We start from the raw sequence: 16,023 nt of genomic DNA on the forward strand, positions 1-16,023 counted from the left end.
AGTGTTTTTTTATTATGCCTTCACTTTTTTCTCAAAAATAGACTTAAAATGAAACCGAAGCTTACAAAAATAAGAAGTAAGTAGAAAGTATGATGGAAGGCAGTTAGATTCGCTTGTAAAGGAGAAAGTCCAGTCTGTTTTTTGATTTGACCACTTAAAAATGCTGTCAAAAAGGCAATGGCAAATGAGTTGACTACTTGCATCATTTCATTTGTTAGTGGAGTAACTCGACTGATATTTTTCATTGGAACAGATTGAAGGGCGTGATTATTAACTTGCATATTGACTAAACCTTGACTTAAACCAAGTAAAACAATAGCACAAAGTGTGAAAGCCAAAGAAGAACTAGGTTTAATTTGACTAAAAAGACTAAGACTTAGAGCTCCCAGAATAAAGCCCGGCAGAACTGCGGCTTTCGTCCCAAATTTATCAAAAATACGTCCACCGATTGTCATTCCTAAAAAACTAGCAATTGCCTGCGGAACCATGATTAGCCCTGTATTTTCAGAAGAAAGTCCAACGACATTTTGTAAGTAAAGTGGGACAAGAAGCATGGCCCCGAAAACAACGATTTGATTGAGCCACATGAGCGAAATTCCTTTTGTAAATTCAGGAATTGCAAAAGCTCGAAGGTGTAAAAGAGGATTTTCAACACGTAGTTCAACAATAATGAATAAAAGCAACATGATTATACCAAGGCCTACAAAAGAGAGGGCAGTAGGATTTGACCAGCCTTTATCTGTCCCAACGTGTACACCATAAATTAAAATTGGAAAGGCAAATGGAGAAAGAAGAGTCCCTTTTAAGTCAATTTTACTTGCTTTATTTGCAGGAAAATTGGGGAGAAAGAGGAGAACAAAGATTAGAGCTAGAACTCCAACCGGAAGATTAATCAAAAAGACAGTTGACCAATTGAAGTGTTTAACTAAGAAACCCGAAAGTGCAGGTCCTATTGTTGGAGCGAGCAACATTGGTAACCCTAGAAGGCCCATCATTGAACCTCGTTTTTCCATTGGGATAATTTTAAAAGACATCCCAATTCCGATTGGAGCAACAACGCCACCAGTTAAGCCTTGAGCAATTCGCCAAATAATAAGACTTTGCAGTGAGTGAGCGTTAGCTGCAAGAAATGAAGCGATAGTGAAAAAAATGATTGCTAAAGCAAAAACTTTTTTATCTGAAAAGCGGTCTCCCAAAAATCCAGCAAATGGAATAACTGTGGCCATAGCTAAAGTATAAGCAGTAATGACCCACTGACTATTTGAGAGATTTTGATGGAAAGCAGACTGGATATGCGGAAGACTGACATTCATAATGGTTGTATCCATCATTACTAAAAGCATTCCAATTGCAATTGTTAGAACCGCAGGTAAGACTTTTTTTAAATTAAAATCATTAGTATTATTCATAAAGAATCTTCTTTTATATTTTTAGAACACTGTTCGTTAAAAATAATACCATTGTTCTGAAATAAAGTCAAGAAAAAAACTTCCTCAGGAAGTTTTTTATAAATTAATTAATTTTAAGCATTTTTTCAATTCCTGAAATAATAAGCTGTAAACCAAACTCAAAACTTTCAGAAGAGCCAAGACTGGTGAGGCTTTCAGTTCGCCAATATTTATCGAGAAAAGGAGCCAGTTGTACCAGAGGAATTTTGACAGTAGAAAGAGGTTTTTCGTGTTGCTCTACTAAACGATCACTATCTATTTTACTGGTGTAAATAAAATTTAGAAAAAGGTTAATGGTGTAAAATTTATGATCATCAGAAAGCTTGAGATCATCTACAATCATTAAAAGTTTATCAAAGAGCCGAAGATAGTTCTCAGATTCTGGTGGATAATCCATCATCAATTGTGCGAGGTTTGGATAAGATTCTAAAACAGTATAAATATTTTTACCATAGACGAAAAGGCGGTCTTGCCACGTTTTCTCATTTGCTGGAAAAATAATTTCAAGGCTTGCTTTATCAATAAGTTCTGCAAAAAGTGCTTCTTTACTTGAAAAATGGTAGTAAAGAGAAGACACTGTCATTCCTAGCCGACTAGCTAACTTACGCATTGAAAATTCTGTGAGAGTAAGTTCTTCTAAAAGTTCCCAGCTGCTACTAATAATTTTATCTTTGGTTGGTTGAGTCGCCATAAGTTTTCGCTTTCTTTTTCTACTTAGATTTATTTTACATGTTTTTAATGAAAATTGCGATAGAAAAGCTGATAAACAAATTTGTCATTTAAATATTGTAAGGGGAAAACTCTAGCTATAATTGAGTAAATACCGAACAATCTCTCTTCTTATTTCTTGAAACTTTTGTTCAGGCTTTTTCTTTTATCACAAATCTTTTAAGATAGAATTATAAGATTTATAAAGCAAGAAAAGATAGATGAGCTATCGTCACTTTGACTTTTATTATTCGTTCAAGATTTGTTGAATAATAAATAAAATAGCTGAATACACAAGTCTGTGTATATAAAAAGCGTTTGGGAATATCGGAGAAATGATGAAAATTTTGGTAATTGGTTCTGGCGGCCGCGAACATGCCTTAGCAAAAAAATTTATGGAAAGTCCTCAAGTTGAAGAAGTCTTTGTAGCTCCAGGCAATTCAGGAATGGAAAAAGATGGAATTCAAATAGTTGATATTTCCGAACTATCTAATGATAAATTAGTTAAATTTGCTCAAAATCAAAACATTGGACTAACATTTGTTGGGCCAGAAACAGCTTTGATGAATGGCGTCGTCGATGCTTTTATAAAAGCAGAATTACCAATTTTTGGGCCAAATAAAATGGCCGCAGAGCTAGAAGGTTCTAAAGATTTTGCAAAATCAATTATGAAAAAATATGGGGTTCCGACGGCTGATTATGCTACTTTTGATAGCTTAGAGCCTGCTCTTGCATATCTAGATGAAAAAGGAGTTCCTCTTGTGATTAAAGCTGATGGGCTCGCTGCTGGAAAGGGTGTGACGGTTGCCTTTGATATTGAGACCGCTAAGTCAGCTCTGGCCGATATTTTTTCTGGTAGTCAAGGAAAAGTTGTGATTGAGGAATTTCTTGATGGTGAAGAATTTTCTTTATTTAGTTTTATCCATGACGGGAAAATATATCCGATGCCGATTGCTCAAGACCACAAACGAGCTTTTGATGGAGATAAAGGCCCTAACACAGGGGGAATGGGGGCTTACTCACCGGTCCTACATATTTCTAAGGAGGTTGTAAATGAGGCTCTGGAAAAAGTTGTTAAACCAACAGTAGCTGGAATGATAGAAGAAGGCAAGTCATTTACAGGCGTTCTTTATGCAGGTTTAATTTTGACAGAAGACGGAGTCAAAACAATTGAATTTAATGCACGCTTTGGGGATCCTGAAACCCAAGTTGTTCTCCCCCGTTTAAAAAGTGACTTAGCTCAAGCAATTATTGATATTTTAGCTGGAAATGAGCCAACATTAGAATGGCTTGAGTCTGGTGTGACTTTGGGTGTGGTTGTTGCTGCAGAAGGCTATCCTAGTCAAGCAAAACTAGGACTTATTCTTCCAGAAATTCCTGAAGGTTTAAATGTTTATTATGCAGGAGTTTCCAAAAATGAAAATAATCAATTAATCTCTAGTGGAGGCCGAGTTTATCTTGTTTCTGAAACGGGAGAAGATGTAAAAAGTACACAAAAATTGCTTTATGAAAAACTTGATAAATTGGAAAATGATGGTTTCTTTTATCGTCATGATATTGGTTCACGAGCAATATAAAAATTTTGGTTAAGAAAAAAAGAAGAGGAAAAATGGCAGAAGTAGCAATTATCATGGGTTCGAGCTCAGATTGGGCGACAATGAAAGAAACAGCAAAAATTTTAGATGACTTTGGTTTAGCTTATGAAAAAAAGGTCGTATCAGCACACCGAACACCAGCTTTGATGGCTGAATTTTCGAGCCAAGCCCGTGAGGCAGGTTATAAAGTTATCATCGCAGGTGCTGGTGGAGCCGCTCATTTGCCAGGAATGGTATCTGCTCAGACTCTCGTTCCAGTCATTGGCGTTCCAATAAAATCACGCGCTTTATCTGGTCTGGATTCACTTTATTCAATTGTTCAAATGCCGGCAGGGGTTCCTGTAGCGACAATGGCAATTGGAGAGGCTGGAGCAAAAAATGCTGCTTTATTTGCTTTGCAACTTTTGGCGAATACAAACGAGAATTTATACCAAAAATTGTTGGTCTATCGGGCTGCTGCGCAAGAAATGGTTGAGGAATCAAACAAAGCATTACTTTAAAAAGAGTTCAAAAGTTGTCGGATTTCAAATAATGAAGGGTAGGAAGACTTGTGATAAAGAATACAAAGCAAACAATTGGTATTATTGGTGGAGGTCAGCTTGGACAGATGATGGCAATTGCTGCTCAATACATGGGACATAAAGTCATTACACTTGACCCAAATCCAAACTGTTCTGCGGCAAAAGTATCTGATGAACTGATTGTTGCACCTTATGATGACGTTGAAAATTTATTAAGACTGGCCTATGCTTGTGACGTCATTACTTATGAGTTTGAAAATGTATCAGCAAAAGCTTTGCACGAAATTGAAGGCTGTGTAAGGATTCCTCAAGGAATACGTCTGTTAGAGATTACGCAAAACCGTCGCTTTGAAAAAGAATTTTTGACCAACGAAGCTAAAGTTAATGTTGCACCTTGGCAACTCGTAGATTCAGCGGAAAAACTCCCAGAAACAGTAACTAGAAAACAAGTTTTAAAAACAACAACTGGAGGCTATGACGGTCATGGACAAGTGGTTTTAAATACTGATGAAAAATTGTCAGCTGCAAAATCACTGACAGAACTTTCAGAATGTGTTTTAGAAGATTTTATTTCTTTTGAACGTGAAATTTCTGTTATTATTAGTGGAAATGGTCACGAATATGTGGTTTTTCCTCTAGCTGAAAACGAACATAGAGAAAACATCTTACATCAAACGATTTCTCCGGCTCGTATATCTGCTGAAATTACAGAGAATGCTTATAAAATTGCGACCTCAATTGCGGAAAAATTAGAGCTATCTGGCGTGCTTTGTGTGGAAATGTTCTTAACAGCAGATGGTCAAATCTATGTCAATGAACTAGCACCAAGACCACATAATAGTGGCCACTTTACCATTGAAGCTTGTGATTTCAACCAATTTGATTTGCATATTAAAGGAATTTTAGGAGAAGACCTACCAGAACCTAAACTTTTGAAACCTGCCATTATGCTGAACGTTTTAGGGCAACACGTTGAGGCAGTTAAGAAACTTAATCATGAGCATGCCGATTGGCATCAACATGATTATGGAAAAGCAGATGCTAAACATAACCGAAAAATGGGACATGTTACGATCTTAACAAATGATTTTGACCAAACGATTAATGAAATTAAAGCAACTAAAATTTGGGATTAATAAAAATACTTGGTAAAAGCCAAGTATTTTTTTTATTTGATTTAGGCATGATAAAATGACAACATTTCCCCTGAAAAATAGAACAAAACAGTAAGATAAGATTCTTAGAAAGCGATATCATTAACTTGTTAAAAATAAAGAGTCTAAAAATGACTACTTGTTTTTTTCAAAGTTTTTTTCTAAATAATATTGCAAAATATCAAAAGAGCCTCTATCAGAATAAAAAACTTGATTATCAATTTTATCTTGATTGAAAGTCATGTAGTTGAGATTTGGGAAGAGTACACTATTTTTTCTAAATTCCTTCGGTAGAACACCATAAGATTTAAGAAAAGCAGTGTTGAGCGTTCTGATATCTGAGAAACCACACATGTAAGCAATATTTAATAAATTATCTTTAGAAGAAGAAAGTAATGTTCTTGCTTTTTCAGAACGAATCTTATTTAAATACTCGTTGAAATTAATCCCAAAATTACTTTTAAAGAAATGGGAAAAATATGTTCTGGAAAGTCCTTCATGCGAAGCAATCATTTCTAAAGAAATTTTATGGTCATAGTTTTCATGAATGTAAGAAGAAATTCTTTCCATTCGCTCTTGGAGATCCATTAATTTATTTTGTTCAGAACTGCTTAAAATACTGTATTCAGAAATACTTAATAAGCGATCTAATAAAAGGGAAGTGTATCCGTGAGTACGCAAGGAATTATTCTTATCATCAGCAAAATAACTTAAAGCCGCTTGTAAGAGTAATTTTAAAGTTTCAGGTTGATTTTTTAGATTGAAAGGATGACTTTCAAAATAAATTTTATCAAGCTGAGGGAAGATAATTTTAAAAATTTCTGATGAAAACTGTAGAATCAAAAGTTTCATAGAGTCGCTTGAAGATAGTTCGTGAACTTGGCAACTATTAAAGATAATTGCCTGTCCAGCTTTGATTTCAAAGCATTGCTCTTGTGTTATTACCTGACCAGCCCCTTCTAAGACAAAAGCTAATTCAATGTCAAAATGAAGGTGAGGTTTTCTGTAAGTAATATCGACAAGTAGAAAATTAAGATTATTTATTTTTGAGTGATAAATATTCTCTAATTCGTTTTTCATGTTCATTCTCTCCTAATCACTATTATTATGACATATATTACAAGAAATGTATAGTAGTAATTACGAGTTTGAAAATAATATTAATATCATAAAGAGGAGGAGCTATAAAAATGGCTTACTTTAACGACATCGCACCTATCAAATACGAAGGTACAAAAACTAAAAATATGTTTGCCTTTCGCCATTATAATCCAGAAGAAGTAGTTGCTGGTAAAACAATGGAAGAACAACTTCATTTTGCCCTTGCATTTTGGCATACAATTACAATGGATGGGTCAGACCCCTTTGGGGGAGCAACAATGGAACGTCCTTGGGATTTGGAAGGTGGTTCTGAACTTGACCGTGCTCACCGTCGAGTAGATGCTTTCTTTGAAATTGCTGAAAAATTAGGTGTTAAATATTATTGTTTCCATGATATTGATATTGCACCTACTGGAAATTCTTTGAAAGAATTTTATGCTAATTTGGACGAAATTACTGACCACCTTCTTGAAAAACAAAAAGCAACAGGGATTAAATTACTTTGGAATACAGCAAACATGTTTTCAAATCCCCGCTATATGAATGGTGTTTCAACTTCTAACCGTGCTGAAGTCTTTGCTTATGGTGCTGCACAAGTTAAAAAAGGTCTTGAACTTTCTAAAAAACTCGGTGGCGAAAATTATGTCTTCTGGGGTGGTCGTGAAGGTTATGAATCACTTTTGAACACAGATAGGGGTCTTGAAATGGACCACATGGCAAAATTCTTCCATTTGGCAATTTATTATGCAAAATCAATCAACCACTTGCCTATTTTCTTGATTGAACCAAAACCAAAAGAACCAATGACTCACCAATATGATTTTGACGCAGCAACAGCTCTTGCTTTCTTGCAAAAATATGATTTGGACAAATATTTCAAACTCAATCTTGAAACAAATCATGCTTGGCTGGTTGGTCACACTTTTGAACACGAATTAAATACTGCACGTACTTTCAATGCTTTGGGTTCTATTGATGCCAATCAAGGAAATTACTTGCTTGGTTGGGATACAGATGAATTCCCAACACTTGTTATTGATATCACACTTGCGATGCACCAAATTCTTTTGAACGGTGGACTTGGCAAAGGTGGAATTAACTTTGATGCGAAAGTACGTCGTACAAGTTTCAAAGCAGAAGATTTAATTCTTGCTCATATTGCAGGGATGGATACTTATGCGCGTGCTTTGAAAGGTGCAGCAGCAATCATTGAAGATAAATTCTTGTCTGATATTGTTGACGAACGTTATACTTCATACAAAAATACAGAAGTTGGTCAATCCATTGAAAATGGAACAGCAACTTTTGAAAGTCTTGCCGCATTTGCACTTGAACATGGTGACGATATTGAACTTGATTCTAATCACTTGGAATACATCAAATCAGTATTGAATGACTATCTTGTTTAAAATTTAGAACTTAAAAGAGGGCGAGGAATTCCTCCTCGTCCTTCTCTTTTATTACGAGGAATAATAATGACTTACGTGTTAGGAATTGACTTAGGAACATCAAGTCTTAAAGGAATTTTGATGGATGAAGTTGGTAATTTAATTACAACAAAATCTGCTGAATACCAAATTGATACGCCCAAACAAGGCTATTCTGAACAACGTCCAGAATATTGGATTGTGGCACTTGAATCAGTACTGACCGGTTTGTCAGTAGAAATTTCAGATTTTGGTCAGCAACTTGCAGGCATTAGTTTTTCGGGGCAAATGCATTCATTAGTCGTTTTAGATGACAATAATAAACCAGTTTATCCAGCAATTCTTTGGAATGATGTGAGAACAAGCAAACAATGTCAAGAAATTACTGACAGACTTGGTCAGCGACTTTTAGAGATTACAAAAAATATTGCTCTTGAAGGATTTACCTTACCAAAAATTCTTTGGCTCCAAGAAAATGAACCAGAGGTTTGGTCAAGAGTTAAAAAAATAATGTTGCCAAAAGATTACTTGAGCCTTTGGCTGACAGGAAATATTTATACCGAATTTTCTGACGCAGCAGGAACTTTACTTTTAGATATTGAGAAAAAACAATGGTCAGAGGAAATTACTGACGCATTCAATATTGATAGGAGAATTCTACCTGAATTGATTGAATCCACTGACCGAACAGGATTTGTCAAAGCAGAAATAGCTGAACGCTATAAACTGACAAATGAAGTAAAAGTATTTGCTGGTGGAGCCGATAATGCTGCCGCCGCTCTGGGTGTTGGTTTAATCAATGAAGAAGTGGGCTTGATTTCAATGGGAACCTCCGGAGTCGTTTCCGCTTATGAACCTAAAATTGCAGATTATAAAGGAAAACTTCATTTCTTTAATCACACGGTTCCGGGTGCTTGTTACTCAATGGGAGTAACCTTGGCTGCCGGAAATTCTTTAAACTGGTATAAGGAAACTTTTGGAAAAGGCTTGAGTTTCAATGAACTTTTGTCAGAAGTTTACACAGTTTCTCCTGGTTCAGAAGGATTGCTCTTTACGCCATATATTGTAGGTGAAAGAACACCACATTTTGATTCAAAAATTCGCGGAAGTTTTATAGGAATTTCTGCTCATCATGAACAAAAACATTTTTCAAGAGCAGTGCTTGAAGGAATTACCTTTTCATTGCGTGATTCTAAAGATATCATGGAAAAAACGAAAAACAAGAAGTTTAAACGTTTGATTTCCGTAGGTGGGGGTGCGCAAAATCCCGACATTATGCAAATGCAAGCAGATATTTTTAATTCTGAAATGATTCGCTTAACGGTTGAGCAGGGACCGGGACTTGGTGCTTGTATGATTGCTGCTTTTGGTTGCGGACTTTTTGATAGCTTAGAAGCGGTCACTAAAGCTTTTGTTCATTACAAGGAAGCCAGTTTCATACCAAATCCAAAAAATGTAGCACGTTATGAGCAAATTTATCAAATTTGGAAACAAGTTTATAAAAATACCTCTGAAATTTCTCATCAATTAGTAGAATTCAATGACGAAGGTTAATTATGACATTTACCATTTCCAAAGAATCTTTGCCTTTTAGAGCTGACAAATCAATTAGTCAGATTACATTATCAAATGAACGACTCACCATCGTTGTCCATGATTATGGAGCAAGAGCCCATCAACTCCTCACTCCTGACAAAAATGGAACATTTGAAAATATTCTTTTATCCAAAAACGATTCCGAAACCTATGCAAATGATGGAGGATATTATGGTGTAATTTGCGGTCCAGTTGCCGGGCGTATTTCAGGTGCTACTTATGATTCTGTCAGTTTAGAGGCAAATGAAGGAAAAAATAATTTACATTCAGGAAGCCATGGCTGGGAAAGACAATTTTGGTCTTATGAAACTTTTGAAACAGCATCATCTCTTGGCATTAAACTAAGTTTAAGAGATGAGGAGTCCGGTTTTCCAGGTCAAATCCAAGCAGAAGTCACTTATAAATTAACTGACAATAAGTTAGAAGTGACAATATCAGGTCTGTCAGTAACTGACACAGTCTTTAATCCGGCTTGGCATCCTTATTTTAATCTGTCAGCAGAATTATCAACGACTCATGAGCATTTCATTCAAGCAAATGTTGACTTTCTAGTTGAAACCAATCAAGAGAATATACCAACTGGTCGTCTTCTAACTGTTGACGACAGTTCTTATTCAATTAAAGAAAGCGTTTCAATCAAAAAGCTTTTAAAAGATAATCCCGAAGGACTAGATGATTGCTTTGTTTTTAATCCCAAAGGAGATAAAAGTTTAATGCTTTATGACCCTTTATCTGGTCGGAAACTAGTAGCTCAAACTGATAGACAAGCGGTCGTGATTTACACAGCCACAAATCCAGAAATAGAGTCAATGATTAATGGCAGACCAATGTCCAAAAATCGCGGAATTGCTATTGAATTTCAAGAAATACCTGACCTTGTTCATCATCCTGAATGGGGAACGATTGAGCTTAAAGCAGGTCAAAAAAAGACTTTTATAACAGAATATCTATTTACAACGAATTAAAATTTACTGACAGACTCATCAGTAAAAATAATTTTAATAAAATAATAGGAGGGATGTACTCAAAAATGAGTAATGAAATCAAACAAGTTCAACATGATGAATATCATGAATTAACGCTTGGAGAACGTATTGGTTATGGAATGGGGGATTTTGCACAAAACCTTGTCTTTGGGACTGTTGGTGGCTTTTTAGCACTTTATATGACAACAGTCAATGCGATTGGAACTGCAACAGCCGGTTTTATTTTTCTGTTCGTCCGAATTATTAATGTATTTTGGGACCCAATGGTTGGGACTTTTGTTGATAAAAGAACATCAAAAGCAGGAAAATATCGTCCTTGGCTTTTAAGAGCAGGTATACCTCTGGTAATTTTAGCCGCCTTACTTTTTGCACCTCTACCAGGTGTTAAAGGGTCTGTTCCCTTTGCTTTTATCGTTTATTTTGCCTTAGACTTAGTATATTCAGTTGTTAATATTCCTTATGGTTCACTTAATGCATCATTAACTCGTAATCCGGAATCCGTTGATAAGCTGACAAGTACACGGATGATGTTGGCAAATGGAGCCAATCTCCTAGTCTATACCCTCTTTCCAATGTTTGTCCAAATGGCAGCACCGAAAGGAAGAAGTCTTAAAGATACTGGATTATTTGGCCTTAAACTTCATATGGGGAATTATACTGACCCTTCAGCGGGACATGCTTGGTTTGGAGTTTACTCAGTTTATATGATTATTGGTGCAATAGCTTTATTCCTATGTTATAAATTGACCAAAGAACGTGTGGTTGCAACAGCAGAACAATCGGCAGAAGTTAAAACAACTGACCTCTTCCTTGAATTAAAGAACAATCGTCCACTTGTGATTCTAGGGATTTTCTTCATGTTAGCTTTTACTTTCATGTTTTTTATGAATACTGTAAATGGTTTCTTTAATCAATTTGTTGTTGGACATTCAGAATGGATGGGAGCCATTGGCCTCATTGCTTCAATTCCAGGAATTGTTTTCCCAATCTTTTGGCCTCGTTTAAAGAAAATTTTCGGTAAAAAAGGTTTCTTTCATCTTTTTATCGGAATGTTCATTGTTGGAGAAATTTTGACATATATTTGGTCCCTTAATGGAATGCATGATGCCCTCTGGTTAGCTTATGTTGCAACCTTTATTAAACAATGGGGCTTAACTTCAGCAACAGGGTTCATGTGGGCATTAGTTCCTGAAGTTGTCGCTTATGGAGAACTCAAATCGGGTAAAAGAAATGCTGCGATTATTAACGCAATCATGGGACTTTTCTTCAAAATTGGTTTTACATTAGGTGGAGCAATTCCACTTTGGTTCTTAGCAGCTTATGGTTTCAATGAGACAGCAGCACATCAACATGCTAACGCCCTAGCCGGTATAAATCTCACAGCAATTTGGATTCCAGCCGTTCTTGCTCTTGTATCAATGATTATTATGCAACTCTATCCAATTTCTGATAAAGATGTAGCAGAGATTAATCAACAGCTTGATGAAAAACGTGCTCAACTTAAGGAAGCGGAATAATTTATATTAAAAGGAGACAAAATCATGTCACTTATTCAAAACCCAATTCTTCCCGGGTTTAATGCAGACCCAAGCATTATTCGTGTAGAAGATACTTATTACATCGCGAACTCCACTTTTGAATGGTTCCCCGGTGTTCGTTTACATGAATCAAAAGATTTAGAACATTGGAGCCTACTTCCAAGTCCATTGTCGACAACCACTTTGTTGGATATGAGAGGAAACTCAGCTTCAGGTGGAATCTGGGCTCCTGACTTATCTTATGCGGATGGTAAATTTTGGCTTGTTTATACAGATGTTAAGGTTGCCAATGGTGCTTTCAAAGATATGACCAATTATTTAACAACAGCCACAGATATCAAAGGACCATGGACAGACCCAATCAAGCTCAATGGTCTTGGCTTTGACGCTTCACTTTTCCATGATAAAGACGGACGGAAATACTTAGTTCAACAAACATGGGATCATCGTGAATACAAGCATCCATTTGATGGAATCACATTGACTGAGTTTGATATGACAACAATGAAGTTACAACCTAAAAAAGCTAAAACGATTTACAATGGTACAAATGTCAAATTAGTTGAAGGCCCACATCTCTACCAAATTAATGATTATTATTATCTTTTTGCGGCTCAAGGTGGAACAGTCTTTACGCACCAAGAAGTCGTGGCCCGCTCTAAAACATTGGATACTTTATCTTTTGAAACTGAACCCGGCGATCCATTTATTACAAACTTCGATACTCCTGATAATTATATTCAAAAACAAGGACACGGAGGTCTTGTATCTACACCCAAAGGTGAGTGGTATTATGCTTCCTTATGCGCTCGACCATGGAATCATAAAAATGAATCAAGCAAAGACCCTCGTGGTTGGAGCTCTTTAGGTCGTGAAACTTCTATCCAAAAAGTGGAATGGGACGAAGAAGGTTGGCCACGTATTGTTGGTGGTCATGGTGGGACAACTTTTGTTGAAGGACCAAAAGATGCAATTCAAACTAATGCACCTGCTGACCACAGTCAAAAAGACGATTTTGCAAGTTCTACTTTGGATATTAACTGGAATACATTGCGTGTCCCATTTACTGAGAAAATGGGTTCAGTTGGGAATGGCAAGTTGACATTAATTGGTCAGGGCTCTTTGGCAAATAATTTTGATTTATCTTTGATTGCTAGACGTTGGCAAGCTTTCTATTTTGACGCAGAAGTCAAAGTAAAATTTGACCCATTTTCTTACCAACAAATGGCTGGATTAACCAACTATTACAATGACCGCCATTGGTCTTTCGTCTTTATCACATGGAATGAAGTCAATGGAGCTGTTATTGAAGTGGCTGAAAATAACAGAGGAAACTATACTTCTTATTTAAAAGATAATGCCATTAAAATTCCTGACGGAACTGAATATGTTTGGTTCCGCACTAAAGTCCGTAAAGAATCATATTCTTATGAATATAGTTTTGACGGCAAAAAATTCATAGAAATTCCTGTAGTCTTAGATGCGGCTGTCCTTTCAGATGATTATGTTTTACAAACTTATGGCGGATTCTTCACTGGAGCATTTGTCGGGCTTGCTGCCGTTGATTATTCTGGATATGATAGAGTTGCAGAATTTTATAACTTTGACTATAAAGAATTAGGAGACAAGGTCTTACCAGACGGTTCTTATACTTGGAAAGCAAGTGAATCAAGATTTGATTAGTCTATAATCCCTTACTACATATTTGTAGTAAGGGATTTTTAGTAAAGGAAAAAGTCGATGAGAACGTTAGATGAAGCAGAAAAATTACGTTTAGCAAAGCTATCTATTTTTGATAAAATAAATAAAGGTGATTGGTACCAATATAGCAAAGAAGTAGAACTACAAAAAATAGTCAAAAATTCTAGTCAAAAAATTTCTGAAATTAATGATAAGGCAAAAGAAAATATTGATGAAGCAAGAAAACTCTTGGAGGATTTTCTTCCAAATTTACCTCAAAGTTCAGAAATATATTTTCCAATAATTGCTTTGGAATATCCCAATCGTTTTAAAGTCGGAGAAAATACTTTTATTAATAGTGGACTTCAGATTATTAGTGCGGGTAAGGTTAAGATTGGGAAAAACTGTTTTATTGGACCAAATTGTCAATTATTTACACCTAATCATCATGCCAGGGATGTGTTTTTAAGACGTGAAGGCTGGCAATATGATGGGCCAATAGTAATTGGTAATGATTGTTGGCTTGGCGGTTCAGTGATTCTTTTGCCTGGAGTTTCTTTAGGAGATGATGTTGTCGTTGGTGCTGGCTCTGTGGTGACAAAATCATTTCCTAGCCACTGCATAATTGCTGGAAATCCGGCACGCTTAATAAAAAATGAATAAACTAATTAAAACTGCTCTTACATAAGAGTAGTTTTTAGCTTTATTATGAGCAACATTTCCATTTTAAAATATCAAGGATTACAAGAAAGTAAGTGTGGAAAGCGGTATCATTTGTGGGTAGTAAAAAAGGCAAGAAGACTTGCAAATAAAAATTAAGGAGTTACTATTATGAGAAAACTTTCTCCCACTTTCATCTATTTTTTTGGTGCTTTAGGTGGCTTATTATTTGGATATGACACAGGCGTCATATCGGGAGCGCTACTTTTTATTGAAAAAGAGAGCTGGCAGGTGAGTTCTTGGGCTTGGATGGAAGGATGGATTACAGCGGCAGTTTTAATGGGAGCTGTAATTGGCGCGGTCGTAATTGGACCAATGAGTGACCGTTTTGGTCGGAAACGTCTGTTACTTTTGTCAGCGGTCATCTTTTTTGTTGGAGCTTTAGGTTCAGGACTTTCAAATAGTGCTGAGTTACTAATCATCTCTCGGGTTATTCTCGGGATGGCTGTTGGGTCAGCTTCAGCTTTGGTGCCGACTTATTTATCGGAACTTTCACCCGCTAAAATTCGTGGTGGAGTTTCAACTATGTTTCAATTGATGATTATGACTGGGATTTTATTAGCCTATATCTCAAACTATGCTTTAAAAGGAGTTTCAGGAAATTGGCATTGGATGCTTGGTTTGGCCACTGTTCCAGCAGCCCTTCTTTTCATCGGTGGACTCTTTTTGCCAGAATCTCCAAGATTTCTTGTTCGTCATGATAATGAAGCAGGTGCCCGTGAAATATTAGGGATGATAAATGACGATCCAAACTCGATTGAAGCAGAAATTTCTGATATTCAATTGATGGCTAAGGAAGAAAAACAAGGTGGCTTACAAGAATTATTTGGTCAAATGTCACGTCCAGTTTTGATTATGGCAATTGGTCTGGCAATTTTTCAACAGGTTATGGGCTGTAATACAGTATTATACTTTGCACCATCAATTTTTGTTGCGGTAGGATTTGGGGCAAGCGCAGCTTTACTTGCTCATATTGGGATTGGTATTTTCAATGTTATTGTAACTTATATTGCAATGAGAGTAATGGATAAAGTTAATCGTCGGTGGATGCTCAATTTTGGTGCTTGGGGAATGGGAATTTCTCTTGTATTGATGTCAGTAGGGATGATTTTAGCAGAAAATGCTCATATTGGCTTTGGTAAATATTTAGCAGTTATCGCTTTAACGGTATATATTGCCTTCTTCTCAGCAACATGGGGACCAGTAATGTGGGTGATGATTGGTGAATCTTTCCCACTTAAAATCCGTGGCTTAGGAAATTCATTTGGTGCTGCTGTCAACTGGGCTGCTAACTGGGTGGTGTCATTAACATTCTTACCATTATTATCATTTTTTGGAACAGGTAAAATTTTCCTGATTTATGCGGCTTGTTGTTTCCTCTCAATTTGGTTTACTAGTAAAAAAAGTTATTGAAACAAGAGGCAAAACACTCGAACAAATCGAAGCAGAATTACTGCATCGTGTGCATCATTTAGAAGAAGAGTAGCAATGTTTCCTAGTGGATATATGAACAAATTATTAGAATATCAAGCATAATTGACCTATAATG

Annotated in this window: 12 protein-coding genes and 1 pseudogene; 10 read left to right on the forward strand and 3 right to left on the reverse strand. The window is 36.2% G+C overall.

Annotated features, from left to right (window positions below):
- Positions 1-20: 20 nt before the first annotated feature.
- On the reverse strand, positions 21-1,409 hold the full coding sequence (locus MHB61_RS01655) for an MDR family MFS transporter (RefSeq protein ID WP_003130061.1): 1,389 nt from the start codon (positions 1,407-1,409) through the stop codon (positions 21-23).
- A 103-nt stretch (positions 1,410-1,512) separates the two neighbouring features.
- The gene (locus MHB61_RS01660; RefSeq protein WP_003130063.1) at positions 1,513-2,139 is read right to left on the reverse strand and encodes a TetR/AcrR family transcriptional regulator; all 627 of its coding nucleotides are present in this window, start codon (positions 2,137-2,139) and stop codon (positions 1,513-1,515) included.
- A gap of 355 nt (positions 2,140-2,494) precedes the next feature.
- Between MHB61_RS01660 and purD the strand changes: the two genes are divergently transcribed.
- Genes purD through purK form a run of 3 tightly spaced genes read left to right on the forward strand, consistent with a single transcriptional unit; the run spans position 2,495 to position 5,408 of the window.
- Positions 2,495-3,733 carry a phosphoribosylamine--glycine ligase gene (gene purD / locus MHB61_RS01665; protein WP_014570649.1) on the forward strand — a complete coding sequence of 413 codons (1,239 nt, stop codon included), beginning with the start codon at positions 2,495-2,497 and terminating at the stop codon, positions 3,731-3,733.
- A 32-nt stretch (positions 3,734-3,765) separates the two neighbouring features.
- Complete coding sequence (gene purE / locus MHB61_RS01670; protein WP_010906015.1) at positions 3,766-4,251, forward strand: 5-(carboxyamino)imidazole ribonucleotide mutase; 486 nt, start codon at positions 3,766-3,768, stop codon at positions 4,249-4,251.
- A 50-nt stretch (positions 4,252-4,301) separates the two neighbouring features.
- Positions 4,302-5,408, forward strand: coding sequence for a 5-(carboxyamino)imidazole ribonucleotide synthase (purK, locus tag MHB61_RS01675; RefSeq protein ID WP_003130067.1), 1,107 nt, complete (start codon positions 4,302-4,304; stop codon positions 5,406-5,408).
- Positions 5,409-5,561: 153 nt separating this feature from the next.
- Here the strand turns inward: purK and MHB61_RS01680 are convergent, their stop codons facing one another.
- Positions 5,562-6,506, reverse strand: coding sequence for an AraC family transcriptional regulator (locus tag MHB61_RS01680; RefSeq protein WP_017864718.1), 945 nt, complete (start codon positions 6,504-6,506; stop codon positions 5,562-5,564).
- A 110-nt stretch (positions 6,507-6,616) separates the two neighbouring features.
- Here MHB61_RS01680 and xylA point away from each other — a divergent pair, with 110 nt between their 5' ends.
- The 7 genes and pseudogenes from xylA (at position 6,617) to MHB61_RS01715 (ending at position 15,960) form a co-directional block, all read left to right on the forward strand.
- On the forward strand, positions 6,617-7,936 hold the full coding sequence (gene xylA, locus MHB61_RS01685) for a xylose isomerase (RefSeq protein ID WP_137016712.1): 1,320 nt from the start codon (positions 6,617-6,619) through the stop codon (positions 7,934-7,936).
- Positions 7,937-8,002: 66 nt separating this feature from the next.
- On the forward strand, positions 8,003-9,508 hold the full coding sequence (gene xylB, locus MHB61_RS01690) for a xylulokinase (protein ID WP_010906011.1): 1,506 nt from the start codon (positions 8,003-8,005) through the stop codon (positions 9,506-9,508).
- Positions 9,509-9,510: 2 nt separating this feature from the next.
- The gene (locus MHB61_RS01695) at positions 9,511-10,515 is read left to right on the forward strand and encodes an aldose epimerase family protein (protein WP_003130072.1); all 1,005 of its coding nucleotides are present in this window, start codon (positions 9,511-9,513) and stop codon (positions 10,513-10,515) included.
- 53 nt (positions 10,516-10,568) lie between these two features.
- Entirely contained in the window at positions 10,569-12,053 is a 1,485-nt protein-coding gene (locus MHB61_RS01700) for an MFS transporter (protein ID WP_023164294.1), read from the forward strand.
- A gap of 24 nt (positions 12,054-12,077) precedes the next feature.
- Positions 12,078-13,757, forward strand: coding sequence for a glycoside hydrolase family 43 protein (locus tag MHB61_RS01705; protein WP_137016715.1), 1,680 nt, complete (start codon positions 12,078-12,080; stop codon positions 13,755-13,757).
- Positions 13,758-13,814: 57 nt separating this feature from the next.
- Entirely contained in the window at positions 13,815-14,417 is a 603-nt protein-coding gene (locus MHB61_RS01710; RefSeq protein ID WP_003130078.1) for a sugar O-acetyltransferase, read from the forward strand.
- A 168-nt stretch (positions 14,418-14,585) separates the two neighbouring features.
- Positions 14,586-15,960 (forward strand): annotated as a pseudogene (locus MHB61_RS01715) (sugar porter family MFS transporter).
- Positions 15,961-16,023 lie beyond the last annotated feature (63 nt).

This window comes from Lactococcus sp. FSL K6-0773 (assembly GCF_038006485.1).
GTDB classification, from domain to species: domain Bacteria; phylum Bacillota; class Bacilli; order Lactobacillales; family Streptococcaceae; genus Lactococcus; species Lactococcus lactis.

Coding starts and splice junctions, on each gene's coding strand:
- MHB61_RS01655 (WP_003130061.1), bottom strand. CDS start 1,409: ATGAATAATACTAATGATTTTAATTTAAAAAAAGTCTTACCTGCGGTT.
- MHB61_RS01660 (WP_003130063.1), bottom strand. CDS start 2,139: ATGGCGACTCAACCAACCAAAGATAAAATTATTAGTAGCAGCTGGGAA.
- purD (WP_014570649.1), top strand. CDS start 2,495: ATGAAAATTTTGGTAATTGGTTCTGGCGGCCGCGAACATGCCTTAGCA.
- purE (WP_010906015.1), top strand. CDS start 3,766: ATGGCAGAAGTAGCAATTATCATGGGTTCGAGCTCAGATTGGGCGACA.
- MHB61_RS01680 (WP_017864718.1), bottom strand. CDS start 6,506: ATGAAAAACGAATTAGAGAATATTTATCACTCAAAAATAAATAATCTT.
- xylA (WP_137016712.1), top strand. CDS start 6,617: ATGGCTTACTTTAACGACATCGCACCTATCAAATACGAAGGTACAAAA.
- xylB (WP_010906011.1), top strand. CDS start 8,003: ATGACTTACGTGTTAGGAATTGACTTAGGAACATCAAGTCTTAAAGGA.
- MHB61_RS01695 (WP_003130072.1), top strand. CDS start 9,511: ATGACATTTACCATTTCCAAAGAATCTTTGCCTTTTAGAGCTGACAAA.
- MHB61_RS01700 (WP_023164294.1), top strand. CDS start 10,569: ATGTACTCAAAAATGAGTAATGAAATCAAACAAGTTCAACATGATGAA.
- MHB61_RS01705 (WP_137016715.1), top strand. CDS start 12,078: ATGTCACTTATTCAAAACCCAATTCTTCCCGGGTTTAATGCAGACCCA.
- MHB61_RS01710 (WP_003130078.1), top strand. CDS start 13,815: ATGAGAACGTTAGATGAAGCAGAAAAATTACGTTTAGCAAAGCTATCT.